Raw genomic sequence first — 26,323 nt, 5'->3', positions numbered from 1 at the left:
GTATCGCGTTGCCGGATATAGATAGGTCAGATTAATCACACCGCAACGGCGTGGCGCAACCCTCATTTGCCCGATCGCGGTGAACCAGCCGACAATGGTGGCGATGACACGACGATTCAATACGCACGCTGATCGCGGAAAATGTTGCTGTGCAAGGCTTTTTGGGAAATGCATGCGAGTCGTCCCGGCGCACCGCCGCACGCCGGGCTGCCCAGTCGCCGAACCGCCGGTGACCAGGATCATCGCGCGGACCCTAAGGTGACCCGCATCATGTCCGCCTCCACTCTGGAGCAGCCCGCGGCAGCACACGTCGACGAGTTGGTGGCGCGGATGCGCGGCCGGCTGCTCGACCCGCTGGCGATTGCAGTGCTGGCCGCGGTCATCAGCGGCGCCTGGGCAAGCAGGCCATCGTTGTGGTTCGACGAGGGGGCAACGATCTCGGCTTCAGCCAGCCGGACATTGCCAGAGCTATGGAGTCTGCTGGGCCATATCGACGCCGTGCACGGCCTGTACTACCTGTTGATGCATGGCTGGTTCGCCATATTTCCGCCCACCGAATTATGGTCGCGGCTTCCCAGCTGCCTGGCCATTGGAGCGGCCGCCGCCGGCGTGGTGGTTTTTGCCAAACAGTTTTCGGGACGCACCACGGCGGTGTGTGCGGGAGCCGTGTTCGCGATTCTGCCCAGGGTGACGTGGGCCGGAATCGAAGCACGCTCCTCCGCGCTGTCGGTAGCAGCCGCCGTCTGGCTGACCGTATTACTCGTGGCCGCGGTGCGGTGCAACACCCAGCGGCGGTGGCTGCTCTACGCGCTGGTTTTGATGCTGTCGATCTTGGTCAGTATCAACCTGGCCCTGTTGGTACCGGCCTATGCGACGATGGTGCCGCTGCTGGCGTCCGGGAAATCACGCAAATCTCCCGTGATCTGGTGGACGGTCGTCACGGCAGCCGCGCTCGGGGCCATGACACCGTTCATACTGTTCGCCCACGGCCAGGTTTGGCAGGTCGGGTGGATCGCAGGGTTGAACAGAAACATCATTCTCGACGTCATACACCGCCAGTATTTCGATCACAGTGTTCCGTTCGCCATCCTCGCGGGCCTCATCGTCGCTGCCGGCATCGCGGCGCATCTGGCCGGAGCTCGTGGACCCGGTGGCGATACCCACCGGCTCGTGCTCGTCAGCGCAGCCTGGATCGTCGTGCCCACCGCCGTCGTCCTCATCTACTCGGCGACCGTCGAACCGATCTACTACCCGCGCTACCTGATCCTCACCGCCCCCGCCGCGGCCGTCATCCTAGCGGTTTGCGTCGTCACCATCGCCCGCAAGCCGTGGCTCATCGCCGGGGTCGTGTTTCTCCTTGCCGCCGCAGCGTTTCCGAACTACTTCTTCACACAGCGGGGGCCGTACGCGAAAGAGGGCTGGGATTACAGCCAGGTGGCAGATGTCATCAGCGCCCATGCCAAGCCCGGGGATTGCCTGCTGGTGGACAACACCGCGGGTTGGCGACCCGGGCCCATCCGCGCCCTGCTGGCCACCCGGCCGGCGGCGTTCCGGTCGCTGATTGACGTCGAGCGCGGCACCTACGGCCCCAAGGTCGGCACTTTGTGGGATGGCCATGTCGCTGTGTGGCTTACGACGGCCAAGATCGACAAGTGCCCCACGCTGTGGACGATAGCCAATCGTGACAAGTCGTTGCCCGATCATCAGGTCGGCGAAATGTTGTCACCGGGAACAGGCTTCGGGCGCACGCCCGTATACCGGTTCCCGAGCTACCTCGGCTTCCGCATCGTCGAGCGCTGGCAGTTCCACTACTCGCAGGTGGTCAAGTCAACGCGGTAAGCGCCGGTCGCGGTGCGTGGCCTGGTAGGAGGCGATGACACCAGCGGCGGCCAGCACCGTAAATGCCATGTATAGCCCACGAGCCGCCGCCACTTCGCCGCCCTTGGCAGTGTTGACCACCACACCGGCCAGCCCGGCGCCGAAAGCACCGGAGATCAGCTGTACGACATTGATCGCCGCGGCCGCCGCGCTGCTCTCGGCCGGGTCGGCGACAGAATCCATAGCGCGCACCGTTAGATGCGGCCAGGCGATCCCGATGCCGGTCCCGATGATCAGCAGCGCCAGCGCCCACAGCGCGATGATCCCCACCGGCGCATCGGCGCGCTGGGTGACGGCGCCTAGCGCCAACCCCGACGCCATCACCAGCGGTGCGGCTGCCACGACATGCCCGATAACTCGTGCACTGTTCAACGAGGCGCTGGCGACCTCACCGACCGTCCAGCCCACCGCCAGCGCGGCACCCAAGAACCCGGCTGCCACCGGGGTCAGGTGTCCCAGTCGCTGACCGAACAGCGGCACGTAGGTATCGACCATTGCCGCAATCATCTGCACCGACATGGTCAGGTAAATCCATTTCAACGGTCCGGAGCCAAATACGCTGGGCGGCAACACCGCTGCGTGTATCCGCCAGTCGACTACCACAAACACCGCAACCAGCAGCGCGGCGGCGGCTAGCAGCCCGGCCGTCTGGACGAGGTAGTTCGGAAGCGCGGCGACGCTGATCGCCAGTGCGGCGGCCCCCATCAGCAATAGCGACCACACCGGCACCTTGTGTGTGCTGCCCACCGGCGTCTCGCCGCCCGGGCCGACCCGCCCGGCACCGAGCGCGACCGGCACCAACATGGCCATCAACGCGGTCAGCAACGTCATCACGCCGAACGCCCATCGCCACAGCCCGAGCTGCGCGAAAAGGCCTCCGGTCGCCGGTCCGATCAGCGTCGCGACCCCCCACATCGCCGACACCAGTGCTGAGCCACGGGTCCACAGCGACTTGGGCAAGGTCGAGTTGATCAGCGCGTAGCCTAGGCCGGCCAGCAGCCCACCGGCTATTCCTTGCAAGGTACGCCCGGCCACCAGAATCTGCATGCTCGGCGCCGCCGCACATACCAGGCTGGCCAGACCGAAGACGGCCAACCCCATCAGATACGACGAGCGCGCCCCGACGCGCAGCAACATCGTATTGACGGTGGTCGCCGCCACCACCGACCCGACCAGATACAGGGTTGTCACCCAGGCGTACAGTCGGCTACCCCCGATGTCGGCGACTGTGCTCGGCAGCAGGCTGATTGTCAGAAACTCGTTGGTGGCGTACAGCGCGACGCCACCGGCCAGCACTATGGAGGTGCCCAGATACCTGCTCAGTAGCTCACGCCAGCTGCCGGTCTCGCTCGCTGTTTCGGTCACTTCAGGCCGGCCGCGTCCATCCCCCGCAGCTCCCGCTTGAGGTCGGCGATCTCGTCGCGGAACCGGGCCGCCAGCTCGAACTGCAGGTCGCGCGCGGCCGCCATCATCTGTGCGGTGAGGTCTTTGATTAGGTCGGCCAGCTCAGCGCGCGGCATGGCGGAGGTGTCGCGGCCCTCGAACACGCCGGCGCTGACCGCCCGGCCGGGCTCACCCTGAGCCCGCCGGCCGCGGGATGCGTTGCGCCCGGATCCGCCGACCTCGACGACGGCGGTGTCGTCGGCCTCCCGATAGACCTGATCGAGGATGTCGGCGATCTTTTTGCGCAGCGGCTGTGGGTCGATTCCGTTGGCCTCGTTGTAGGCGATCTGCTTGGCCCGCCGGCGTTCGGTCTCGTCGATGGCTTCCCTCATCGAGTCGGTGATTTTGTCGGCGTACATGTGCACCTCGCCGGACACGTTGCGAGCGGCGCGTCCGATGGTCTGGATCAGGCTGCGGCTTGACCGCAGGAATCCTTCTTTGTCGGCGTCGAGGATCGCCACCAGCGACACCTCGGGCAGGTCTAGGCCCTCGCGGAGCAGGTTGATGCCGACCAGCACGTCGTAGTCACCCAGACGCAGCTGGCGCAACAACTCGACCCGGCGCAACGTGTCGACCTCCGAATGCAGGTAGCGCACCCGAATGCCCATCTCCAGCAGGTAGTCGGTGAGGTCTTCGGCCATCTTCTTGGTCAGCGTCGTCACCAGCACCCGCTGGTCGGCGTCTGCCCGTGTGCGGATCTCGCCGATCAGGTCGTCGATCTGCCCTTTGGTCGGCTTGACTACCACTTTCGGGTCCACCAGACCGGTCGGCCGGATCACCTGCTCGACGAACTCGCCGCCGGTCTGGCTGAGCTCGTAGGGCCCCGGGGTGGCAGACAGATACACCGTCTGCCCGATCCGGTCAGCGAACTCCTCCCAGGTCAGCGGACGGTTGTCGCACGCCGACGGCAGCCGGAAACCGTACTCCACCAGGTTGCGCTTGCGGGAGATGTCGCCCTCGTACATGCCGCCGATCTGCGGCACGGTGACATGTGACTCGTCGATAACGAGCAGGAAATCCTCGGGGAAATAGTCGAGCAGGGTCGCGGGCGGCGTGCCGGGCCCCCTACCGTCGATGTGGCGGGAGTAGTTCTCGATGCCCGAGCAGAACCCGACCTGCCGCATCATTTCGATGTCGTAGTTGGTGCGCATCCGCAGCCGCTGCGCCTCCAGCAGCTTGCCCTGGCTCTCAAGCTCGGCGAGTCGCTCGGCGAGTTCTTCCTCGATGGCCGAGACGGCATGCGCCATCCGCTCCGGACCGGCGACGTAATGGGTAGCGGGAAAGATCCGCAGCGAGTCGACCTGGCGGATAACCTCGCCGGTCAGCGGGTGCAGATAGTACAGCGCCTCGATCTCGTCGCCGAAGAACTCGATGCGAACCGCCAGCTCTTCGTAGGAGGGGATGATCTCGACGGTGTCGCCGCGCACCCGAAACGAGCCGCGAGTAAAGGACATGTCGTTTCGGGTGTATTGCACGTCGACCAGCAGCCGCAGCAGCCCATCGCGCGGCACTTCCTCGCCCACCTTCAGCTCGACGGAGCGGTCCAGGTAGGACTGCGGTGTGCCCAGGCCGTAGATGCAGGACACCGAAGCCACCACCACCACGTCACGACGCGACAGCAGCGCCGAGGTCGCGGAGTGCCGCAGCCGCTCCACGTCGTCGTTGATGGAGCTATCCTTTTCGATATAAGTGTCGGTCTGCGCGATATACGCCTCCGGCTGGTAGTAGTCGTAGTACGAGACGAAGTACTCGACGGCGTTGTGCGGCAACATCTCTCGCAGTTCGTTCGCCAGCTGGGCGGCCAACGTCTTGTTGGGCGCCATCACCAGGGTGGGCCGCTGCAGGCGTTCGATCAGCCACGCGGTGGTCGCCGACTTCCCGGTGCCGGTGGCGCCGAGCAACACCACGTCACGCTCCCCCGCGTTGATCCGCCGCTCCAGCTCGTCGATTGCGGCCGGCTGGTCGCCGGCCGGAGCATGCGGACTGACCACCTCGAAGTGACCGCCGGCGCGCACAATCTCCTCGACCGCGCGATACTCCGAATGCGCGACCACCGGATGCTCGGTAGCGAAAGCCACGCCAACCAGCCTAGAGCCACCCGCGGACACACCGTGCGGCGAGCGTGCGCAGAATGCCACCAGTACCGGCGTGTCGATGTACCGGCACGCCTCGTGCGACCAGATAGGGTGAGCCATTCACCCACCCAAGCACGAGACGTTCGACCTGATCGCCCACACCAATACCGATCCGAAGGGCATAGTGCGGGCGGTCGATGAGTACACGGTGCATCCGTGGGGGCTCTACCTGGCCCGGCCCACCCCGGGCCGTGCCCAATTCCACTACCTCGAGTCGTGGCTGTTGCCGTCGTTGGGCCTACGCGCCACTGTCTTTCACTTCAATCCCAGCCACAAACGCGATCACGACTACTATCTGGACGTCGGCGAATACACACCGGGCCCTTCCGTATGGCGTTCCGAAGACCACTACCTCGACATCGAAGTCCGCACCGGCGGCGGGGCCGAGCTCGCCGACGTCGACGAACTACTCGACGCCGTCCGCCACGGCCTGTTGACCCCGACGGTCGCCGAGCAGGCGGTGCGGCACGCAGTCGACGCCGTCGAGGGCCTGGCCCGCAACGGCTATGACCTCACCCGCTGGCTGGCCACCAAGGGGATGGAGCTGACCTGGCGCAGCGGCTCATGAAGCGCGCGTGCCGGCTCGGGTAGCAGAAGCGCCCACCGCCCCGGGCGCCGGCGCCCCCGAGCTGGAAGCCTCAGATGAGGCTGGCCGGGGATGACAGCTGGGCGGCCTGCTCGATCGATGGCGTCATCGCCCAGTGCGGCAGGCCCTCGTTCAGGGACGCCAGTGCACCGCATCCGCCCACTCCCATGCCCGCTGGTAGGCATCCAGGAACCACGGCTCCTTGGCGGTGACGTAGCGCGCGAGCTCACCGTCGGCGCGCCTGTCGGCGTCACACTTGACCGTCAAATAGTCTTCTCTCGCGCCGGGATTGGCCGCCAGCCAGTCGACGAACAGCAGGGCGAACTGTTGGTTGGGCCAGCCGTGCACCCGCAGGTGCACGTTGGTCGGCCGACCGGGATCCGCCGAGGCGTGCACGCGCTTGTGCCACAGAGCGGCACTGTCGGTGTGGTCGTAGCGGCCGACGGTGCTGCGAGCGTCGGTCTTTTCGGTGTCCTGGGTGATGTGCTCGAGGCGTGGGTAGCCGGCGGCCAGCAAGGGCTCGGCCAGCTCGTCGGCCACGTCAAGTGATTCGACGGTGACCTGGATGTCGATGACATCCTTGGCTAGAAAATCGGGGAAGCCCGACACGGCGGTTGACCCAATGTGGTCAACTCGCAAGGCCTTATGCCCGCACGCGATCTTTAGCCGGTTGACGATGCGCCGCGCCTGATCCGGCCAGCTTGGATCCGCCGGCACCAACCTAGCCGGCGCGCGCGCAATCTGACGTTGGGCCAGGTTGTGCGCGAAGGGCTGGACGCGCGTGTTCCAGACGTCGCGGGCCCGCCGCACCAAATCCTCTGGGCTGCCCGAGTTGTCCAGCCAGACGTCGGCGACGGCACGACGCTGCTGGTCGCTGGCCTGCGCAGCGATCCTAGCCCGGGCGTCGGCTTCGGCCATGCCGCGTTGCTCGACCAGCCGTCGCACCCGTAGCTCGACGTCGGCGTGCACCACCACCACCAGCGGAAACAATGGCGCCATCCCGGATTCCACCAGCAGTGGAATATCTTCGACCACAACCGCGTCCCCCGAAACCGCCGCGATGATCTCGGATCGGCGCCGGGCGACCAGCGGGTGCACGATTCCGTTGAGCACACCGCGCGACTCGTCATCTCGAAACGCCTTGGCCGCCAACGCCTGCCGGTCCAGCGCTCCGTCTGCAAGCAGGATGTCGCGACCGAACGCGTCGACCAGCGAGGCCAGCCCCTCGGTGCCCGGCTGGACCACTTCACGCGCCAACACATCGCCGTCGACAACGATTCCGCCGCATTGCGAGAACGTCGTGGACAGCAACGACTTCCCGGCGCCAATGCCGCCGGTCAGCCCGATGCGCAGCATTACGTGAACGCGATCAGCTGCAAGATCAAGCGCTGCCGGCGAGTTTTTCCCGCAGGGCCGCCAGCTGGGCGTCGCTGGCCAGTGATCCACCCGCGGTCTTTTCCGACGGTGCGCTACTGGCCGACGACTGATCGTCCGCGCCGCGTCCAGCCGCCTCGGCGGCGGCGAACTTCTCCATCTGCGCGGTGTGCATCTTGTGCCGGCGCTCGGCCTCGGCGTACCGAGCTTCCCATTCGGCGCGCTGCTTTTCGAATCCCTCAAGCCATTCGTTGGTTTCGGCATCGAAGCCCTCGGGGAAGATGTAGTTGCCCTGCTCGTCGTAACTGTCGGCCATGCCGTACTTCGCCGGGTCGAACTCCTCGGTGTAGTCCTCATTGGCTTGCTTGAGCGACAACGAGATCCGACGGCGCTCCAGGTCGATGTCGATGACCTTGACCATCGCGTCGTCGCCGACGGCAACCACCTGATCGGGCACCTCGACGTGACGCTCGGCCAGCTCGGAGATGTGCACCAGGCCCTCGATACCCTCCTCGACGCGGACGAATGCACCGAACGGAACCAACTTGGTGACCTTGCCCGGCACGATCTGCCCGATCGCGTGAGTGCGGGCGAAGTGCCGCCACGGGTCTTCCTGAGTCGCCTTGAGTGACAACGAAACCCGCTCACGGTCCATGTCGACGTCGAGCACCTCGACGGTGACCTCGTCACCAACCTGGACCACCTCGGACGGGTGGTCGATGTGCTTCCACGATAGCTCGGAGACATGCACCAGACCGTCCACACCGCCGAGATCGACGAACGCGCCGAAGTTGACGATCGAGGACACGACACCCTTTCGGATGGTGCCTTTTTGCAAGTTATTCAGGAACTCGCTGCGCACCTCGGACTGGGTCTGCTCCAGCCAGGCGCGACGGGACAGCACCACGTTGTTGCGGTTCTTGTCCAGCTCGATGATCTTGGCCTCGATCTCCTTGCCGATGTAGGGCTGCAGGTCGCGCACCCGGCGCATCTCCACCAGCGAGGCGGGCAGGAAACCGCGCAGCCCGATGTCGAGGATCAGGCCACCCTTGACGACCTCGATGACCGTGCCCTTGACGGCCTCGTCCTTCTCCTTGAGCGCCTCGATGGTGCCCCAGGCACGCTCGTACTGCGCGCGTTTCTTGGAGAGGATGAGCCGGCCCTCTTTGTCCTCCTTGGTGAGCACCAGGGCTTCGACCTCGTCACCGACGGAAACGACCTCGTTGGGGTCGACGTCGTGCTTGATGGACAGTTCGCGGGCGGGGATCACGCCTTCGGTCTTGTAGCCGATGTCGAGGAGCACCTCGTCCCGGTCCACTTTGACGATGGTGCCTTCGACGATGTCGCCATCGTTGAAGTACTTGATCGTTTTGTCTATTGCGGCGAGAAAGTCCTCGCTAGAGCCTATGTCGTTGACGGCTACTTGCGGCGAGGTGACGGTGGGACTCGGCATATTGTTGGGTTGCTCCGGACAGGGTTGGGTCGTAGGGACAGATTGGTACCTGACGAGGCTACTCGACGGGTACACGCTGGACAAACTCGGTCCCGATTGCGCCGAGCGTGAACTCAGGGCGGAAAAATCGCCGAATTCCCGCCCCAGATGCACGCTCGGCACTCAGTGCGCCGCCGCGTCCCAGCTGCGGCCGTAGCCCACCGACACCTCCAGCGGGACGTCGAGCGGGTAAGCGCCGCCCATCTTGTCGCGCACCAGGGCCTCGACCCGCTCGCGTTCACCGGGGGCGATTTCGAACAGCAGCTCGTCGTGGACCTGCAGCAGCATGCGCGACGCCAGCTGTGCCTCGTTGAGCGCCTTGTCGACCTGGATCATGGCCACCTTGATGATGTCGGCCGCGCTGCCCTGGATCGGCGCGTTCAGCGCCGCCCGCTCGGCGGCCTCCCGCACTTGACGGTTGCTGCTGTCCAGCTCGGGCAGGTAGCGGCGACGGCCCAGCACCGTCGAGGTGTAGCCGTCCTTGCGGGCCCGCTCGACTACGGCGCGCAGGTAGTCGCGCACCCCGCCGAATCGGGCGAAATACGCGTCCATCTGCTCGTTGGCTTCCTCGGTGGAGATTTTCAACTGCTGCGACAGGCCGTAGGCGCTCAACCCGTAAGCCAGCCCGTAGGACATCGCCTTGACCCGGCGCCGCAGCTCGCCGGTGACCTCGTCGATGGGCACGCCGAACGCCCGGGACGCGACGAACGAATGCAGGTCCTCCCCGGTGTTGAACGCCTCGATGAGGCCCTCGTCCCCGGACAGGTGCGCCATGATCCGCATCTCGATCTGGCTGTAGTCGGCCGTCATCAACTCGGCGTAGCCGTCCCCGACCACGAACGCGTCCCGGATCCGCCGGGACGCGTCGGTGCGGATCGGGATGTTCTGCAGGTTGGGTTCGGTCGAGGAGAGCCGGCCGGTCGCGGCGATCGTCTGGTTGAACGTGGTGTGGATGCGGCCGTCGGCGGCCACCGCTTGGAGCAACCCGTCGACGGTGACCTTGAGCCGGGTGACGTCGCGGTGGGCGAGCAGATGTTGCAGAAACGGATGCCCGGTCTTGTCGAACAACGACTGCAGCGCGTCGGCATCCGTGGTGTAGCCGGTCTTGGTGCGTTTGGTCTTCGGCATGCCCAGTTCGTCGAACAGCACGACCTGCAGCTGCTTGGGTGAGCCCAGGTTGATTTGCTTGCCGATCACGCCGTAGGCGGCCTCGGCGGCGTCGCGGATCTGGTCGCCAAACTGGCTTTGCAGCTCGGTCAACATGGGCAGGTCGACGGCGATACCGGCACTTTCCATCTTCGCCAGCACCCGCTGGACCGGCAGCTCCATCTCCCCCAGCAGCGCGGTGGAGTCGATACGCGCTAACTCGGCGTCCAGCGCGTCGGCCAGGTCGATGACTGCCCGCGCCCGCAGGATCGTCGTTTGAATGGTCTCGGCGTCCGTATCGTCGTCATCGAGCAGTGAAAGTTGTTGCTGCTGCGGTGTTTCCGCACGCAGCTCGCGACGCAGATAGCGCAGCGAGAGGTCGTCGAGGGTGAAGCTGCGCTGCCCCGGCCGCACCAGGTAGGCCGCCAGTGCGGTGTCGGAGGTGACGCCCTCCAAGGTCCAACCACGACCCGCCAGGTCATGAACGGCCGCCTTTGCCTCATGCAAGGCTTTGGGTTTAGCTGGATCCGCTAGCCAGGCCGCCAACGCGGCGTCGTCGTCGGGCGTCAGCGTCGCGGTATCGAGGTAAGCGCCTTCGCCGTCGGCGGCGGCGACGGCCATAGCGGTAGCGTCCCCACCGTGCGGCAGATGGGTACCCACCACCGTCAGGCCCGCTCGGCGCCCGTCGCCGGCGTGCTCGGCCAACCATTGCCTAACCGTGCCGGGCGCCAACGCGCCGCCGCGCACGTCGAACCCCTCGTCGACCTCGGGTCCCCCGGCCGCGGCCAACGTGTCGAACAACCGGTCGCGCAACACCCGAAACTCTAGGTCGTCGAAGAGCCGGTGAATGTGGTCGCGATCCCAGGGCTGCAGCCGCAGCGTGTCCGGGGTCTGGGCCAGCGGCACGTCGCGAACCAGGTCGGTGAGCTCACGGTTGCGCACCACGCTGGCCAGGTTCGCCCGCAGCGCATCGCCCACCTTGCCGCGCACGGCGTCAACGTTGTCCACCAGTGACCGCAGCGAGCCGTACTCGGCGATCCATTTGGCGGCGGTCTTCTCCCCCACCCCGGGTATGCCGGGCAGGTTATCGCTGGGGTCGCCGCGCAGCGCGGCGAAGTCCGGGTACTGCCTAGGGGTGAGCCCGTACTTTTCGACGACGGCCTCCGGTGTGAAGCGCGTAAGTTCGCTGACGCCCTTGCGGGGGTAGAGCACCGTCACATCGTCACTGACCAGTTGCAGTGCGTCACGATCCCCGGTGACCACCAGCACCCGGTAGCCCTCGTTCTCGGCCTGGGTGGCCAGCGTGGCGATGAGGTCGTCGGCCTCGAACCCCGGCTCGGAGAGCACGGTGATGCCGAGTGCGCCCAGCACTTCTTTGGTGATGTCGATCTGGCCAGCGAACTCGTCGGGGGTCGACGATCGGTTGGCCTTGTACTCCGGGTAGCGTTGCAAGCGGAAGGTCTGCCGGGACACGTCGAAAGCCGCCGCGATGTGCGTCGGGGCTTCATCGCGCAGCAGGTTGATCAGCATGGCGGTGAAGCCGTAGACGGCGTTGGTGGTCAGCCCGCCGCGGGTCTTGAAGTTCTCCGCGGGCAGTGCGTAGAACGCCCGAAACGCCAGCGAATTGCCATCCAGCAACATCAGCGTCGGCTTGGCTCGATCCTCGCTGGGGGCACTGGCAGTAGTCACCACGGCTCACACTTTATGCACCGACGCTGACGTGGAATGCGGGCGCAGGTGCCAGCAGAACTGCAACACGTTTCAGTTTTACGCCCGGGCTCGGTAGGCTGGACCGGTGCCAGAGGTCACCCGTGAAGAACCGGCAATCGATGGATGGTTCACCACCGATAAGGCCGGCAACCCGCATCTGCTCGGCGGCAAGTGTCCCCAGTGCGGCACGTACGTCTTCCCACCCCGGGCGGACAATTGTCCGAATCCGGCTTGCGGCAGCGACACACTAGAGTCGGTCGGACTGTCGACCCGCGGAAAGCTTTGGAGCTACACCGAAAACCGGTACGCCCCGCCACCGCCGTACCCGGCACCCGACCCCTTTGAGCCGTTCGCCGTGGCCGCGGTGGAACTGGCCGACGAGGGACTGATCGTGCTGGGCAAAGTGGTCGATGGCACGCTGGCCGCCGATCTGAAGGTCGGCATGGAGATGGAGCTGACGACCATGCCGCTGTTCGCCGACGACGACGGTGTGCAGCGCATCGTCTACGCGTGGCGGATCCCATCGCGCGCCGGCGACGATGCAGAGCGCAGCGATGCTGAGGAGCGGCGCCGATGAGGATGAGCGCGCCGGAACCCGTTTACATCCTGGGTGCCGGTATGCACCCGTGGGGGAAATGGGGTAATGACTTCACCGAGTATGGCGTGGTCGCCGCCCGCGCCGCGTTGCGGGACGCCGGCGTGGACTGGCGGCACGTGCAGCTGGTCGCCGGAGCGGACACCATCCGCAACGGGTATCCGGGCTTCGTCGCCGGTGCCACGTTCGCCCAGAAGCTCGGCTGGACCGGTGTGCCGGTCAGCTCCAGCTACGCCGCGTGTGCCAGCGGTTCCCAAGCGCTGCAGAGTGCTCGCGCGCAGATCTTGGCCGGTTTCTGTGACGTGGCGCTGGTGATCGGCGCCGACACCACACCGAAGGGCTTTTTCGCGCCCGTGGGCGGCGAGCGCAAGGGCGACCCCGACTGGCAGCGCTTCCATCTGATCGGGGCGACGAACACGGTGTACTTCGCGCTGCTGGCGCGCCGGCGCATGGACCTGTACGGCGCCACAGTCGAAGACTTCGCTCAAGTGAAGGTCAAGAACTCCCGGCACGGCCTAGACAACCCGAACGCCCGCTACCGCAAAGAGAACTCGATCGACGACGTGCTGGCTAGCCCGGTGGTCTCGGATCCGCTTCGGCTGCTTGACATCTGCGCCACCTCCGACGGTGCGGCCGCACTCATCGTGGCCAGCAAGTCTTTCACCGAGAAGCACCTTGGCTCGGTGGCGGGCGTGCCGTCGGTGCGCGCGATCAGCACCGTTACCCCGAAATACCCGCAACATTTGCCCGAATTGCCGGATATCGCAACGGATTCCACCGCCGCGGTGCCGGCTCCGGAGCGGGTGTTCAAGGATCAGATCCTCGACGCTGCCTACGCGGAGGCCGGTATTGGTCCAGAAGACTTAAGCCTGGCCGAGGTCTACGACCTGTCCACCGCGTTGGAACTCGACTGGTACGAACACCTGGGGCTCTGCCCCAAGGGTGAGGCCGAGGCGCTGCTGCGCAGCGGCGCGACCACCCTCGGCGGCAGGGTCCCGGTCAACCCGTCGGGCGGGCTGGCGTGTTTCGGTGAGGCGATTCCCGCCCAGGCGATCGCGCAGGTCTGCGAGCTGACCTGGCAGCTGCGCGGTCAGGCCACCGGCCGGCAGGTGGCGGACGCCAAGGTCGGCGTCACCGCCAACCAGGGCCTGTTCGGGCACGGCTCGTCGGTGATCGTCGCGCGCTAGGTTCCGCGAGCAGACGCAAAATCGCCCATTTCGGGTACGAAATGGGCGATTTTGCGTCTGCTCGCCCTCAGGTGTCTTTGGGTGTTCCGAGGGTTTCCAGCACGACTTCGGCCACCCGCTTCATGGTGGTGCGCCGATCCATGGCGGCACGTTGAATCCACTTGAAAGCGTCCGGCTCGGTCATCCCATGTTTGGTCTGCAGCAGGCCTTTTGCTCGTTCCACCAGCTTGCGGGTTTCCAACCGTTCAGATAGCGTCGCCACCTCGCCTTCCAACGCGGTGATCTCCCTGAACCGGCTGACCGCCAATTCAATCGCTGGAATCAGGTCGCTGATGCTGAAAGGCTTTACCAGGTATGCCATCGCCCCGGCATCACGCGCACGTTCGACCAGATCACGCTGGCTGAACGCGGTCAGCACCACGATCGGGGCAATACGTTTGCTGGCGATTTCGGATGCGGCGTCGATCCCGTCCCGGCGCGGCATCTTCACGTCCATGATCACCAGGTCGGGCTTGTGCAGCTCGGCCAGCTCGACGGCTTCCTGGCCGTCGCCGGCCTCGCCGACAATTTCATATCCCTCCTCTCGCAACATCTCGGCCAGGTCCATGCGGATGAGCGCTTCATCTTCCGCGATCAAGACCCGACGTGGGACAGCGGCATCGGCGTCGGTGGTGGGGCCGGTCATGACGGACATTGTGTCGTGAGCGGGCGCGATCGGGAACCTCGGGGGGCGGTGAGTCGGGACGTGGCTCCTCTAGAGTAGGAGACCGGATCAAGCCCTCGTATCCCAACTGGCAGAGGAAACGGACTCAAAACCCGTCCAGTGTGGGTTCGAATCCCACCGAGGGCACCAAGCGAACGCACCCGGAAAGCGCCGACAGAGTCGGTAAACGCTAACTCACCGATTAGGCTTTAGTTCGTGGCGGCAAGAAAATGCGGCGCCCCACCGATAGCAGCGGATGGCTCGACACGACGCCCAGACTGTGTCACGGCCGTGCGCACTCAGGCCCGCGCTCCCACGCAGCACTACGCCGAAAGCGTCGCGCGGCGGCAGCGCGTGCTTACCATCACCGCCTGGCTCGCTGTCGTGGTAACCGGGAGCTTCGCGCTAATGCAACTAGCGACCGGGGCCGGGGGCTGGTACATCGCCCTGATCAACGTCTTCACCGCGGTTACTTTCGCGATCGTGCCCCTGCTACATCGCTTCGGGGGATTGGTGGCACCGCTTACGTTCATCGGCACCGCCTATGTGGCGATCTTCGCCATCGGCTGGGATGTGGGCACCGACGCGGGTGCCCAGTTCTTCTTCTTCGTAGCCGCCGCGTTGGTGGTGTTGCTGGTCGGCATCGAACACACCGCGTTAGCGGTGGGCCTAGCGGCGGTCGCCGCCGGTCTGGTGATTGCCCTGGAGTTCCTGGTCCCGCCCGATACTGGGCTTCAGCCGCCCTGGGCCATGTCGGTAAGTTTCGTCCTCACGACCGTCTCCGCCTGCGGGGTAGCGGTCGCAACGGTGTGGTTCGCGCTGCGTGATACTGCGCGCGCGGAGGCGGTCATGGAGGCGGAGCACGACCGCTCCGAAGCACTGCTGGCCAACATGTTGCCGGCCAGCATCGCCGAGCGGCTTAAAGAACCCGAGCGAAACATCATCGCCGATAAATACGACGAGGCCTCGGTGCTGTTCGCCGACATCGTCGGGTTCACCGAACGCGCCAGTAGCACCGCGCCGGCGGACCTGGTCCGGTTCCTGGACCGCCTCTACAGCGCTTTCGACGAGCTGGTCGACCAGCACGGGCTGGAGAAAATCAAGGTCAGCGGGGACTCCTACATGGTTGTCAGCGGCGTTCCGCGGCCCCGGCCTGACCATACGCAAGCACTGGCGGACTTTGCGCTCGACATGACCAATGTCGCAGCGCAATTGAAGGATCCACGCGGCAACCCGGTGCCGCTGCGGGTGGGCCTGGCCACCGGCCCGGTGGTGGCGGGTGTGGTGGGTTCTCGACGGTTCTTCTACGACGTGTGGGGCGACGCGGTCAATGTCGCGTCGCGGATGGAATCCACCGATTCGGTGGGGCAAATTCAGGTGCCAGACGAGGTTTACGAGCGTCTCAAGGACGACTTCGTGTTGCGCGAGCGCGGCCACATAAACGTCAAGGGGAAAGGCGTAATGCGCACGTGGTACCTCATCGGCCGCAAGGTAGCCGCAGATCCCGGCGAGGTGCGCGGGGCCGAACCCCGCACGGTAGGGGTCTGACCGCCAAGCGCTATCCCGGGGCCGCTACATGTGTCACACTGCGCCCATGGAACCAAGCCCTGTCGTGAGCCCTCTCCCAAGGTTGTTGCCGCATCTCTGGAAGTCCACTCTGGCATCGGGAATTCTGTCGCTGATCCTGGGCGTCCTGGTGCTGGCCTGGCCAGGAATATCCATTCTCGTTGCTGCCATGGCGTTCGGTGTCTACCTCCTGATTACCGGTGTCGCTCAGGTTGCGTTCGCGTTCAGCCTACATGTTTCGGCGGGCGGCCGAATCCTGTTGTTCATCAGCGGTGCCGCCTCACTCATCCTGGCTGTGCTGGCCTTTCGCCATTTCGGTGACGCGGTTCTGTTGCTGGCCATCTGGATCGGCATCGGGTTCATCTTCCGCGGCGTCGCCACCACGGTTTCGGCGATTAGTGATCCGATGCTGCCGGGACGGGGATGGTCCATCTTCGTCGGCGTGATCAGCCTCATCGCCGGCATTGTGGTGATGGCATCGCCGTTCGAGTCCATCTGGATACTGGCGTTGGTCGTCGGCATCTGGCTCGTGGTGATCGGCGCATGCGAGATCGCGTCGTCGTTCGCCATCCGCAAGGCTTCGCAGACGCTCGGCTGACCGCAGAATCGCGGTGCACCCACGATTGCCAGTAGCGCGGGCCCACTCGTGCCTACTACACTTCGTCGTAGCCAAATCAGTCGGCCCCGTAGTATCTCCGGAGATGACAGATGAATGTCGTCGACATTTCGCGGTGGCAGTTCGGTATCACCACCGTCTATCACTTCATTTTCGTACCGCTGACCATCGGCCTGGCCCCGCTGATCGCGGTCATGCAAACGCTGTGGGTCGTCACCGATAACCCCGCCTGGTATCGCCTCACCAAATTCTTCGGCAAATTGTTCCTGATCAACTTTGCCATCGGCGTGGCGACCGGAATCGTGCAGGAATTTCAGTTCGGCATGAACTGGAGCGAGTACTCCCGATTCGTCGGCGATGTCTTCGGCGCCCCGCTGGCCATGGAGGGCCTGGCGGCCTTCTTCTTCGAATCCACCTTCATCGGGTTGTGGATCTTCGGCTGGAACAGGCTGCCCCGGCTGGTGCATCTGGCCTGCATCTGGATCGTCGCAATCGCGGTCAACGTGTCCGCGTTCTTCATCATCGCGGCAAACTCCTTCATGCAGCATCCGGTCGGCGCGCACTACAACCCGACCACCGGGCGTGCCGAGTTGAGCAGCATCGTCGTGCTGCTGACCAACAACACCGCACAGGCGGCGTTTACCCACACTGTCAGCGGTGCGCTGCTGACCGCCGGGACCTTCGTCGCCGCGGTGAGCGCCTGGTGGCTGGTCCGTTCGAGCACCACGCACGCCGACTCAGATACCCAAGCCATGTATCGTCCCGCGACCATCCTGGGGTGTTGGGTTGCGTTGGCCGCCACGGCCGGGTTGTTGTTCACCGGCGACCACCAAGGCAAGCTGATGTTCCAGCAGCAGCCGATGAAGATGGCGTCGGCCGAATCGTTGTGCGATACCCAGACAGATCCAAACTTCTCTGTCCTGACGGTCGGCCGGCAAAACAACTGCGACAGCCTCACCCGTGTCATCGAAGTGCCCTATGTGTTGCCGTTCCTCGCCGAGGGCCGGATCAGCGGTGTGACGTTGCAGGGTATCCGCGATCTGCAGCAGGAATACCAGCAGCGCTTCGGACCAAACGACTACCGGCCCAACCTCTTCGTCACCTACTGGTCATTTCGCATGATGATCGGGTTGATGGCGATCCCGGTGCTGTTCGCACTGATTGCGCTCTGGCTCACCCGTGGCGGCCAGATCCCCAATCAACGCTGGTTCTCCTGGCTGGCGCTGCTAACCATGCCCGCCCCGTTCCTGGCCAACAGCGCCGGATGGGTGTTCACCGAGATGGGGCGCCAGCCCTGGGTCGTCGTCCCTAACCCGACCGGTGATCAGCTGGTTCGACTCACCGTCAAAGCAGGCGTCTCGGATCACTCCGCCACCGTGGTCGCCACGTCTTTGCTGATGTTCACCTTGGTCTACGCGGTACTTGCGGTCATCTGGTGCTGGCTGCTCAAGCGTTACATCGTCGAAGGCCCCCTGGAACACGACGCGGAACCGGCTGCGCACGGGGCACCCCGCGACGACGAGGTAGCACCATTGTCGTTTGCTTACTGAGGCCAACTGACCCCGGAAAGGAGCAGCCGGTGGTACTCCAAGAATTGTGGTTCGGTGTCATCGCAGCGCTGTTCCTCGGTTTCTTCATCCTAGAAGGGTTCGACTTCGGCGTGGGCATGCTGATGGCGCCGTTCGCTCATGTCGGTATGGGCGATCCGGAGACCCACCGGCGCACGGCACTCAACACCATCGGACCGGTCTGGGACGGCAACGAAGTCTGGCTGATCACCGCCGGCGCGGCCATATTCGCCGCGTTTCCCGGCTGGTACGCGACCGTGTTCTCCGCGCTGTATCTGCCGCTGCTGGCGATCCTGTTCGGTATGATCCTGCGCGCCGTCGCCATCGAATGGCGCGGCAAGATCGACGACCCGAAATGGCGGACCGGGGCAGACTTCGGGATCGCGGCGGGATCCTGGCTGCCTGCCCTGTTGTGGGGTGTGGCGTTCGCCATTCTGGTCCGCGGACTCCCGGTAGACGCGAACGGTCATGTTGCCCTGTCGATTCCCGACGTGCTCAACGCCTACACCCTGCTGGGCGGTCTGGCGACCGCCGGACTGTTCTCGCTCTACGGCGCGGTGTTCATCGCTTTGAAAACCTCCGGGCCGATCCGCGACGATGCCTACCGATTCGCCGTATGGCTTTCGCTTCCTGTGGCGGGACTGGTTGCGGGCTTTGGACTTTGGACGCAACTGGCATACGGCAAAGACTGGACGTGGCTGGTGCTGGCAGTTGCGGGGTGCGCGCAGGCGGCGGCGACGGTCTTAGTGTGGCGGCGGGTGTCCGACGGCTGGGCGTTCATGTGCACGTTGATAGTCGTGGCGGCTGTGGTGGTGCTGCTGTTCGGCGCGCTATACCCGAACCTGGTGCCCTCAACCCTGAACCCGCAGTGGAGCCTAACGATCCATAACGCGTCGTCGACCCCGTACACCCTCAAGATCATGACGTGGGTGACCGCGTTCTTCGCTCCACTGACGGTGGCGTACCAGACATGGACGTATTGGGTTTTCCGGCAACGGATCTCAGCTGAACGGATACCTCCACCCACCGGTCTGGCGAGGCGCGCGCCCTGAGCACCAAGGCCCGGGGAACCCGGGCGCCCCTGGATCCGCGGCTGTGGCAGGCATCGGCGGCGCTGCGCCGCTATCTACTCAGCACGGTGGCCTGCGGGGTCGGGATCTCCGGCTGCGCCATCGGCTCGGCGATCGTGTTGGCAAGCATCGTCGCCGGCGTCATCGACCCCGCCAACCCTGGGATGGCTGGCCTGCGTCGTTGGCTAGGGCCACTGTCAATCCTGTTGGTGCTGTGGGGGTTGCGTGCGTCGATTCAGTGGCTACAAGCGCGCCTGGCCCAGCGCGGCGCCAGCGCAGTGATCGCCGACCTGTCCGGTCAGGTGCTGACCGCGGTAACCGCCCGCCGACCCAGCCAACTGGCTGCGCAGCGAGACGCCGCCGCGGTGCTGATTACCCGGGGCCTGGACGGCTTGCGGCCCTACTTCACCGGCTATTTGCCCACGTTGCTGCTGGCCGCGATCCTGACCCCGGCCACCGTCGCCGTGATCGGGCTCTATGACTTGAAGTCAATGGCCATTGTGGTGATCACACTGCCCCTGATACCGATCTTCATGGTGCTGATCGGGCTGGCTACCACTAACCCCTCGGCGGCCGCGCTGGCGGCCATGACCGCCGTCCAGGCCCGGTTGTTAGACCTGATTGCCGGCATCCCCACCCTGCGGGCGCTGGGCCGTGCTTCCGGCCCGGAACAACGCATCGCGGAACTGTCTGCTGACCACCGGCGGTCGGCGATGGCGACGCTGCGGATCGCGTTCTTGTCGGCCCTGGTGCTCGAATTGCTGGCCACGCTGGGCGTGGCCCTGGTCGCGGTGGGCATCGGGCTACGGCTGGTCTTCGGGGAGATGAGCCTGACGGCCGGTTTGACGGTGCTGCTATTGGCGCCGGAGGTGTACTGGCCGCTGCGTCGCGTTGGGGTCCAGTTTCATGCCGCAGCTGACGGCAGAACCGCGGCCGACAAGGCATTCGCCCTCCTCGGCGAGTCACCCTCACCAACACCCGGCCGACGAACGGTCACCGCGCGCGGCGGGGTGATTCGCCTGGAGAGACTCAGTGTCAGAGGCCGCGACGGCCGCGCACCGTATGATCTCACCGCAGACATCGAACCCGGTCGGGTGACGGTGCTGACCGGCCGAAACGGCGCCGGCAAGAGCACTACGCTGCAAGCGATCGCCGGGCTCACCGCACCGTCGTCAGGACGAATCACGGTCGCCGGAGTCGACGTCACCAACCTGGCACCGGCTGCCTGGTGGCGGCAACTGTCGTGGCTGCCGCAGCGGCCGGTGCTGGTCCCAGGAACCGTCCGCCACAACCTGGTTCTGCTGGGCCCTGTGGATGATCTCGAGCGTGCCTGCGCAGCAGCCGGATTCGACGCTGTACTAGACGAGTTGCCCCGCGGGCTGGATACCGTGCTGGGGCGCGGTGGTGTCGGGTTATCCCTGGGGCAGCGGCAACGGCTGGGCCTGGCCCGCGCGCTCGGATCACCGGCTGCGGTGCTGCTGCTCGACGAGCCCACCGCGCACCTGGACGCCCGCACCGAACAACACGTGTTGGGCGCCATTGTCGAGCGTGCCCGCGCGGGTGCGACGGTGCTGGTCGTCGCCCATCGCCAGCAGGTCGCCGCGGCCGGTGACCGGGTCGTCGAAGTGAACTCGGATGGTTTCCGACGATGAACCGACCGAGTGCTGTGAGTCGCCGCCAGCGGGACCTGCTGGCCGCGTCTGGGCTGTTGGGTCCCCGGTTGCCCCGGATCTTGGCGGCCGTCGCGCTGGGCGTGCTGTCGCTGGGCAGCGCGCTGGCCCTGGCCGGGGTGTCGGCCTGGCTGATCACTCGGGCCTGGCAGATGCCGCCCGTCCTGGACCTGTCGGTGGCGGTCGTGGCGGTGCGGGCGTTCGCGATTTCGCGCGGCGTGCTGCACTACTGCGAGCGACTGGCCACCCACGACACCGCGTTGCGGGCCGCCGGCCGGGCCCGCACCCTTATCTATCACCGGCTGGCCCACGGACCGGCGGCGGCCGCCGTCGGGCTGCACAGCGGGGACCTGGCAGCACGCGTCGGCGCGGACGTCGACGAACTGGCCAACATGCTGGTGCGTGCTCTGGTGCCGATAGCCGTCGCAGCGGTGCTGGCAGTAGCCGCGACCGCGGTCGTCGCGGCCGTTTCGGTGCCAGCCGCCGTGGTACTGGCGGTCTGCCTTTTGGTTGCCGGCGTTGTTGCGCCCTGGCTTGCCGGCAGAACCGCCGCAGCGCAGGAAGCGATCGCCCGCCAACATCGGGGCATGCGCGACACGTCGGCGATGATCGCCCTTGAGCATGCCCCCGAGCTTCGTGTCGCCGGTGCCCTACGCAACGTCATCGCCGACTCACAACGGCGCCAACATGCCTGGGCCGATGCGCTCGACGCCGCCGCACGAACGGGGGCGATCGCCGAGGCCATGCCGACCGCGGCGATCGGGGCCAGCCTGCTGGGCGCCGTGGTGGCCGGGATCGGCATGGCCCCCACGGTCGCGCCCACAACACTGGCCATCCTGATGTTGTTGCCGCTGTCCGCATTCGAGGCGACCGTTGCACTACCCGCCGCCGCCGTCCAGTTGACACGGTCGCGCATCGCGGCGGCTCGTCTGCTCGACCTGACTGGGTCAAACCGGGTCCGCGAGACCGAATCCACGGTGTCGGCGCGACTGCCGGTAGGTACCGGGGTGCTAGCGGCCGACGTGTGTTGCGGTCACCAAGAGGCGCAGTCGATCCGGGTGACGATTGACCTACCGCCGGGTGCCCGGCTGGCCGTCACCGGCGCGAGCGGCGCCGGCAAGACGACGCTGTTGATGACGCTGGCCGGCTTGCTGCCGCCGGTGCACGGCCGGGTGTTGCTGGACGGAACTAACCTGAGCGACTTCGATGAGGATGAATTACGCAGCGCTGTCAGCTTTTTCGCTGAAGATGCGCATATCTTTGCTACCACCGTTCGGGACAACTTGCTGACCGCCCGAGGAGACTGCCCCGATGACGAACTGATCGAGGCCCTGGATCGGGTCGGCCTGTGCGGCTGGCTCGCCGGCCTGCCCGAGGGGTTGTCGACGGTGTTGATCGGTGGCGCGCAAGCGGTCTCGGCGGGTCAGCGCAGAAGGTTGCTGCTCGCCCGGGCGGTGCTTTCCCCGGCTCGGATCGTGTTGCTCGACGAACCTGTCGAACACCTCGACGCCGCCAACGCCGACCTTCTGCGCGATCTGCTGGCCCCGAACTCCGGGATCATGAGCGCTATGCGGACCGTGGTGGTAGCCACCCACCACCTGCCCAACGACATTCAATGCGCCGAGCTGTCCATAGCGACGGATCAGAGATGTCGCCGCCGCGGGACGAACTCCAGCGACAACAACACCAACGCCAGCGCAAAGACCTGAGTCATCGATATCAGCACGTAACGCCGCTCATCCAGCGCGTGGAACTTGCGCAGGTATCGGTATAACGACTCGAGAGCGATCAACGGATCGAGGATATGGATCAACGCACGGCAGACACGCTGCAGGCGGCCGAGCTGGTTGGCGCCGAAAAGGTCGGGGAACGCGGCGAATGCCAGTGACAACCGTTGTACCCCAGCATCTTTGGCGGCCGCAATCATGTCAGCGCTGAGCCGCTCATCGATCCCGTTCGGGGCCCCGCGGCGCCGCCACGGTACATCCAGAGACATGTCGCTGCCGCCGCCGGCGGTCGCGTACCGGTGGAAACCCTGCACCCGACCCGATGCGTCTCGCGCGATGATCAGTTGTATTCCGGGGTATCGACCCTCCAGCACGCCGTCCAGGTTCATGCAAAAGCCGCGATCGGTGCGGGCGCCGCTAGGTGACGCCGCCAGCACCTCGGCCAGCTCCGCCTGCCGCTGGTCGTCGAGTTGCTGTTCAGCGACGATCTCGGTCGTGACGCCGAAATTGTGGGTGCGTTTCACCGCCTGACGCAGGTTGCGAAACCTACGCCCGGTCATCTCAAAGTTAGACACGTCGATGACGACATCCCGGCCAATCGGTATGGGCCGCAACGATTGTCCGACCACCATGGGGTCGCTCCACAGGCCGAGCCGTCGTTCGCTGCAGCCCACGACCACGATTCGCCAGCCGTGCATGTGACACATGGCCGCGAAGTCGGCGACCAGCTGGGGGAATTGCGCCTCGTCGCCGATCGGGTCGCCGCTGACCACCGCATAGCCGATACGGGTCCGATACGCCAGAGCCGCGGTGCCGGCCGCGCTGAAGTGATGGCTCTTGCCCGCCTGCATGGCAAACGGAGCAAGCGAGTCCGCGCGGGTGGCATTGATCAACGCCCACACGCGGGGCAGATCTTCGGGTCGCGGATGCGCCGACGTCGGCCACATCAGTGCCCATCCCGAACCGGCTATCAGAATCTCACCGAGCAGATCTGCGACCAACACGTGGGCAGCCAGTCCGGCGAGCAAAAATAGGCCGGCCGCGGTCGCATGCATGGCCGTGACCGGGCGGCCCAGGAAGATGCCGCGAGCAATGAATGCCACCGCAGCCAGGACCGTCAGCGACCAGCCCAACCGGCCGGCGACCGCCCACTGGGCGTGCCGGTAGTCGCCGGCGAGCAGCGCGATCAGCCAGCAGGCCGCGCACACCAGCGCCAGCGCGCCGACACAGCGGGCCGTGCGGGAATCGACGTGCACGACTACACGCTGGCGACCACGGAGCCTCGGTACCACATCGGCCGACGGCAGCTTCACAGTCACCTCCGGGTTCGCTCGCTGGCAATTCAGCGGCTCGCCGGCCGCTGCCACCATCGGTCATCTGGCTACCAGGAACGTTACGCCTGATCACAGCCGTGCTGACCCGGAATCCTACGAGCGTCCTGCCGCACTGTCAGGGGTGGCGGGAAAATACTTCAACACACCTTCCTGCACCACAGTTGCGATGAGCTTCCCCGAGCGATCAAAAAAGTGCCCCGAACCCAACCCACGTGAATCGGCGGCCACCGGTGACGACGTAGAGTAGAGCACCCAATCATCGAAGTTGACCTGCCGGTGAAACCACACCGAGTGGTTGGCAGAGGCCGCAAAGATGCGATCGAAGCCCCAGGACAGACCATGGGTGGTAATGACCGAGTCCAGCACGGTGGTGTCCGAGGAGTACAACAGTGTCGCCGTGTGCAGCACCGGGTCGTCGGGCATCTCCCCTAGTGCCTTGACCCAGACCCGGTTGTAGGCAAGCCGATCGCCCTTGTCCCGCATTATCCAGGCCGGGTCGTTGGCGTAGCGCCATTCGATCGGTTGCAGCGCGTTGACAAAATGCGGGACGGTCTCCTCGTAACCGCGCAACAGCTCACCGATCGGCGGCCGGGTATGAGGCTCGGCCACCTGCGGCGGATCCAGCGCATGCTCGAGCCCGCGACCACCGGCCATGTAAGACACCATCGCCGAGGACAGCAACGTGCCGTCCTGTACCGCATCGACGCGCCGGTTGGCGAAGCGCCGCTCATCGCGCAGTCGTATCACCTGGAACTCGATGTCCTTGGCCGTGTCACCGCCGTTGATGAAGTGCACCGAGAATGCGCTGGGCGGTAGGTGGTGGCGGGTTAGCGTTCGGCTGCTCGCGACGAATGACTGCGCCATGAGCTGGCCACCAAATGTCCGGAGCGGGTTTTTGCTGGGGTGGGATCCGGTGAACAGGTCGCTTGCGACGGCGTTGAGGTCCAATACCGCCAGTAGTTCATCGAAGTCGGACATGGGTTTACCGTCCGGCACGACCCGGCTAGACGTCATCTTCCCCGATCCGGTGCACGTGGATCAGGTTGGTCGAACCCACTGTGCCTGGCGGCGCACCCGCGACGATGACCACCAAGTCACCACGCTTGTAGCGGGCGAGTTCGAGCAGCGATTTGTCGACCTGGCGGATCATGCCATCGGTGGACTGCATCTTCGGCACGATGAACGTCTCGGTGCCCCAGGTCATCGCCAGTTGGCTGCGCACCTCGGGCCACGCGGTGAAGGCCAGCAGCGGCAGCGGGGTATGCAGGCGGGCCAGTCGCCGCACGGTATCACCGGACTGAGTGAAGGCCACCAAGGCCTTGGCGTCGAGTCGTTCGCCGATGTCACGGGCCGCATACGAGATGACCCCACGCTTGGTCCGGGGAATGTGTGTCAACGGCGGTGCGGCCGTGGAGTTCTCCTCGACCGCGCAGATGATGCGCGACATTGTCCGGACCGCAGCAAGGGGGTACTTCCCTACCGAGGTTTCCCCGGACAGCATCAGCGCGTCGGCGCCATCGAGCACCGCGTTGGCGACGTCGGAGGCCTCAGCTCGGGTCGGCCGCGAGTTCTCGATCATCGAGTCGAGCATCTGGGTCGCCACAATGACCGGCTTGGCGTTCTCCCGGGCCATCTGGATGGCTCGCTTCTGTACCAGCGGGACCTCTTCGAGCGGCAGCTCAACACCTAGGTCGCCCCGAGCGACCATGACGGCGTCGAACGCCAGCACGATCGCTTCGAGATTGTCGATGGCTTCCGGCTTCTCCAGCTTGGCGATCACCGGCACCCGTCGCCCGATCCGATCCATCACCTCGTGGACCAGTTCGACATCGGCCGGGGAGCGGACGAAGGAAAGCGCCACCATGTCGACGCCGAGGTTCAGCGCGAACGTGAGATCCTCGATGTCCTTCTCCGACAGGGCCGGCGCGGTCACGTTCATTCCGGGCAACGAGATGCCCTTGTTGTCGCTGACCGGGCCGCCTTCGACGACGGTGCAGACCACGTCGTCGCCCTCGACGGCGTCGACCACCAATGCGACTTTGCCGTCGTCGACCAGCACCCGGTCACCGGCCACCGCGTCCTGGGCTAGCCGCTTGTAGGTGGTGGACACCCGATCGTGGCTGCCCTCGCAGGCGCCCACGGTGATCCGGACGGTTTCGCCTTCGGCCCAGTGGGTGGCCCCGGAGGCGAAGCGTCCCAACCTGATCTTCGGGCCCTGCAGGTCGGCGAGCACGCCGACCGCGCGCCCGGTGGCGTCGGAGGCTACCCGGACCCGCTCATAGGCGACCTTGTGATCGTCGTAGTCGCCGTGGCTGAAGTTCATTCGGGCGACGTCCATTCCGGCCTCGACCAGCGCTCTGACCAGGTCGTCCCGCTGGGTGGCCGGCCCGAGAGTGCAGACGATTTTCCCGCGTCTCGTCACGACGACTCAGCATAGTCGCGACGGCGGTAGGGCCGGCACCGCCGGGTCGGCACACCGGTCAACACCACCGCGGGCAGCCCAGCCAACCAGACCGCGGGTAG

Annotated in this window: 19 protein-coding genes, 1 tRNA gene and 1 pseudogene; 11 read left to right on the top strand and 10 right to left on the bottom strand. The window is 65.7% G+C overall.

The genetic code is table 11. The features are described 5' to 3' along the window. Window positions 1–168: 168 nt before the first annotated feature. Window positions 169–1,839 carry a mannosyltransferase gene (locus FF952_RS08670; RefSeq protein WP_003408080.1) on the top strand — a complete coding sequence of 557 codons (1,671 nt, stop codon included), beginning with the start codon at window positions 169–171 and terminating at the stop codon, window positions 1,837–1,839. Here the strand turns inward: FF952_RS08670 and FF952_RS08665 are convergent. Together FF952_RS08665 and uvrB are read right to left on the bottom strand one after the other, a co-directional pair. Beyond that, the gene (locus tag FF952_RS08665) at window positions 1,828–3,243 is read right to left on the bottom strand and encodes an MFS transporter (RefSeq protein WP_003904659.1); all 1,416 of its coding nucleotides are present in this window, start codon (window positions 3,241–3,243) and stop codon (window positions 1,828–1,830) included. The two genes, FF952_RS08670 and FF952_RS08665, sit on opposite strands and share 12 nt — an antisense overlap. Next, the gene (gene uvrB, locus FF952_RS08660) at window positions 3,240–5,399 is read right to left on the bottom strand and encodes an excinuclease ABC subunit UvrB (RefSeq protein ID WP_003911575.1); all 2,160 of its coding nucleotides are present in this window, start codon (window positions 5,397–5,399) and stop codon (window positions 3,240–3,242) included. Before uvrB ends, FF952_RS08665 begins: the two co-directional genes overlap by 4 nt. 181 nt (window positions 5,400–5,580) lie before the next feature. Here uvrB and FF952_RS08655 point away from each other — a divergent pair, with 181 nt between their 5' ends. After that, window positions 5,581–6,024: a ribonuclease FAU-1 family protein gene (locus FF952_RS08655; protein WP_003898953.1), complete on the top strand. Its 444-nt coding sequence runs from the start codon at window positions 5,581–5,583 to the stop codon at window positions 6,022–6,024. On the opposite strand, the pseudogene FF952_RS20945 reads toward FF952_RS08655, so the two are convergent. From FF952_RS20945 to polA, 4 genes and pseudogenes are all read right to left on the bottom strand, one after another. Continuing rightward, window positions 6,020–6,136 (bottom strand): annotated as a pseudogene (locus FF952_RS20945) (hypothetical protein); the annotation flags it as partial. The gene FF952_RS08655 and the pseudogene FF952_RS20945 overlap by 5 nt on opposite strands. Window positions 6,137–6,174: 38 nt before the next feature. Then, window positions 6,175–7,398 (bottom strand): dephospho-CoA kinase, encoded by a 1,224-nt coding sequence (gene coaE / locus FF952_RS08650; RefSeq protein ID WP_003408069.1) that lies wholly within the window; start codon window positions 7,396–7,398, stop codon window positions 6,175–6,177. Between the two features lie 25 nt (window positions 7,399–7,423). Further along, window positions 7,424–8,869, bottom strand: a complete 1,446-nt coding sequence (rpsA, locus tag FF952_RS08645; RefSeq protein WP_003408066.1) for a 30S ribosomal protein S1 — start codon at window positions 8,867–8,869, stop codon at window positions 7,424–7,426. 162 nt (window positions 8,870–9,031) lie between these two features. Beyond that, a complete protein-coding gene (gene polA / locus FF952_RS08640) occupies window positions 9,032–11,746 on the bottom strand; it encodes a DNA polymerase I (RefSeq protein ID WP_003903519.1) in 2,715 nt (904 codons plus the stop codon). Window positions 11,747–11,849: 103 nt separating this feature from the next. Here polA and FF952_RS08635 point away from each other — a divergent pair, with 103 nt between their 5' ends. Together FF952_RS08635 and FF952_RS08630 are read left to right on the top strand one after the other, a co-directional pair. Continuing rightward, the gene (locus FF952_RS08635) at window positions 11,850–12,341 is read left to right on the top strand and encodes a Zn-ribbon domain-containing OB-fold protein (RefSeq protein WP_003408058.1); all 492 of its coding nucleotides are present in this window, start codon (window positions 11,850–11,852) and stop codon (window positions 12,339–12,341) included. Beyond that, entirely contained in the window at window positions 12,338–13,546 is a 1,209-nt protein-coding gene (locus tag FF952_RS08630; protein WP_003408054.1) for a lipid-transfer protein, read from the top strand. Before FF952_RS08635 ends, FF952_RS08630 begins: the two co-directional genes overlap by 4 nt. Window positions 13,547–13,613: 67 nt before the next feature. Here the strand turns inward: FF952_RS08630 and FF952_RS08625 are convergent, their stop codons facing one another. Further along, window positions 13,614–14,231: an ANTAR domain-containing response regulator gene (locus FF952_RS08625; RefSeq protein WP_003408045.1), complete on the bottom strand. Its 618-nt coding sequence runs from the start codon at window positions 14,229–14,231 to the stop codon at window positions 13,614–13,616. Window positions 14,232–14,322: 91 nt separating this feature from the next. Here FF952_RS08625 and FF952_RS08620 point away from each other — a divergent pair. The 7 genes from FF952_RS08620 (at window position 14,323) to cydC (ending at window position 22,448) form a co-directional block, all read left to right on the top strand. Continuing rightward, window positions 14,323–14,399, top strand: a tRNA-Leu gene (locus tag FF952_RS08620). A gap of 66 nt (window positions 14,400–14,465) precedes the next feature. After that, window positions 14,466–15,797 carry an adenylate cyclase gene (gene cya / locus FF952_RS08615; RefSeq protein ID WP_003903516.1) on the top strand — a complete coding sequence of 444 codons (1,332 nt, stop codon included), beginning with the start codon at window positions 14,466–14,468 and terminating at the stop codon, window positions 15,795–15,797. 28 nt (window positions 15,798–15,825) lie between these two features. Continuing rightward, a complete protein-coding gene (locus FF952_RS08610) occupies window positions 15,826–16,413 on the top strand; it encodes an HdeD family acid-resistance protein (RefSeq protein ID WP_003408030.1) in 588 nt (195 codons plus the stop codon). A gap of 110 nt (window positions 16,414–16,523) precedes the next feature. After that, window positions 16,524–17,981, top strand: coding sequence for a cytochrome ubiquinol oxidase subunit I (locus FF952_RS08605; protein ID WP_003408027.1), 1,458 nt, complete (start codon window positions 16,524–16,526; stop codon window positions 17,979–17,981). Window positions 17,982–18,010: 29 nt separating this feature from the next. After that, a complete protein-coding gene (cydB, locus tag FF952_RS08600; protein ID WP_003408024.1) occupies window positions 18,011–19,051 on the top strand; it encodes a cytochrome d ubiquinol oxidase subunit II in 1,041 nt (346 codons plus the stop codon). Window positions 19,052–19,113: 62 nt separating this feature from the next. Continuing rightward, window positions 19,114–20,721 carry a thiol reductant ABC exporter subunit CydD gene (cydD, locus tag FF952_RS08595; RefSeq protein WP_071854213.1) on the top strand — a complete coding sequence of 536 codons (1,608 nt, stop codon included), beginning with the start codon at window positions 19,114–19,116 and terminating at the stop codon, window positions 20,719–20,721. Then, entirely contained in the window at window positions 20,718–22,448 is a 1,731-nt protein-coding gene (gene cydC / locus FF952_RS08590) for a thiol reductant ABC exporter subunit CydC (RefSeq protein WP_003908715.1), read from the top strand. Before cydD ends, cydC begins: the two co-directional genes overlap by 4 nt. On the opposite strand, the gene FF952_RS08585 is transcribed toward cydC, so the two are convergent. The 3 genes from FF952_RS08585 to pyk are packed head-to-tail and all read right to left on the bottom strand — an operon-like array spanning window position 22,382 to window position 26,222. Further along, window positions 22,382–23,836: a bifunctional lysylphosphatidylglycerol flippase/synthetase MprF gene (locus FF952_RS08585; protein WP_003900378.1), complete on the bottom strand. Its 1,455-nt coding sequence runs from the start codon at window positions 23,834–23,836 to the stop codon at window positions 22,382–22,384. The two genes, cydC and FF952_RS08585, sit on opposite strands and share 67 nt — an antisense overlap. A 57-nt stretch (window positions 23,837–23,893) precedes the next feature. After that, window positions 23,894–24,796, bottom strand: a complete 903-nt coding sequence (gene tesB, locus FF952_RS08580) for an acyl-CoA thioesterase II (protein ID WP_003408017.1) — start codon at window positions 24,794–24,796, stop codon at window positions 23,894–23,896. A 7-nt stretch (window positions 24,797–24,803) separates the two neighbouring features. Continuing rightward, window positions 24,804–26,222 (bottom strand): pyruvate kinase, encoded by a 1,419-nt coding sequence (gene pyk / locus FF952_RS08575; protein ID WP_003898945.1) that lies wholly within the window; start codon window positions 26,220–26,222, stop codon window positions 24,804–24,806. Between the last annotated feature and the right edge of the window lie 101 nt (window positions 26,223–26,323).

The sequence above is a fragment of the Mycobacterium tuberculosis complex sp. N0072 genome (assembly GCF_030323725.1).
GTDB lineage: Bacteria > Actinomycetota > Actinomycetes > Mycobacteriales > Mycobacteriaceae > Mycobacterium > Mycobacterium tuberculosis.
Note: the sequence above shows the minus strand (reverse complement) of the source record. Positions and strands in the feature narration are given on the sequence as shown.

What these genes read in the sequence shown, in the direction of transcription:
- FF952_RS08670 (WP_003408080.1), top strand. Translation starts at nt 169, where the DNA reads ATGCATGCGAGTCGTCCCGGCGCACCGCCGCACGCCGGGCTGCCCAGT.
- coaE (WP_003408069.1), bottom strand. Translation starts at nt 7,398, where the DNA reads ATGCTGCGCATCGGGCTGACCGGCGGCATTGGCGCCGGGAAGTCGTTG.
- rpsA (WP_003408066.1), bottom strand. Translation starts at nt 8,869, where the DNA reads ATGCCGAGTCCCACCGTCACCTCGCCGCAAGTAGCCGTCAACGACATA.
- FF952_RS08630 (WP_003408054.1), top strand. Translation starts at nt 12,338, where the DNA reads ATGAGGATGAGCGCGCCGGAACCCGTTTACATCCTGGGTGCCGGTATG.
- FF952_RS08625 (WP_003408045.1), bottom strand. Translation starts at nt 14,231, where the DNA reads ATGACCGGCCCCACCACCGACGCCGATGCCGCTGTCCCACGTCGGGTC.
- FF952_RS08610 (WP_003408030.1), top strand. Translation starts at nt 15,826, where the DNA reads ATGTGTCACACTGCGCCCATGGAACCAAGCCCTGTCGTGAGCCCTCTC.
- FF952_RS08605 (WP_003408027.1), top strand. Translation starts at nt 16,524, where the DNA reads ATGAATGTCGTCGACATTTCGCGGTGGCAGTTCGGTATCACCACCGTC.
- cydC (WP_003908715.1), top strand. Translation starts at nt 20,718, where the DNA reads ATGAACCGACCGAGTGCTGTGAGTCGCCGCCAGCGGGACCTGCTGGCC.
- FF952_RS08585 (WP_003900378.1), bottom strand. Translation starts at nt 23,836, where the DNA reads ATGGTGGCAGCGGCCGGCGAGCCGCTGAATTGCCAGCGAGCGAACCCG.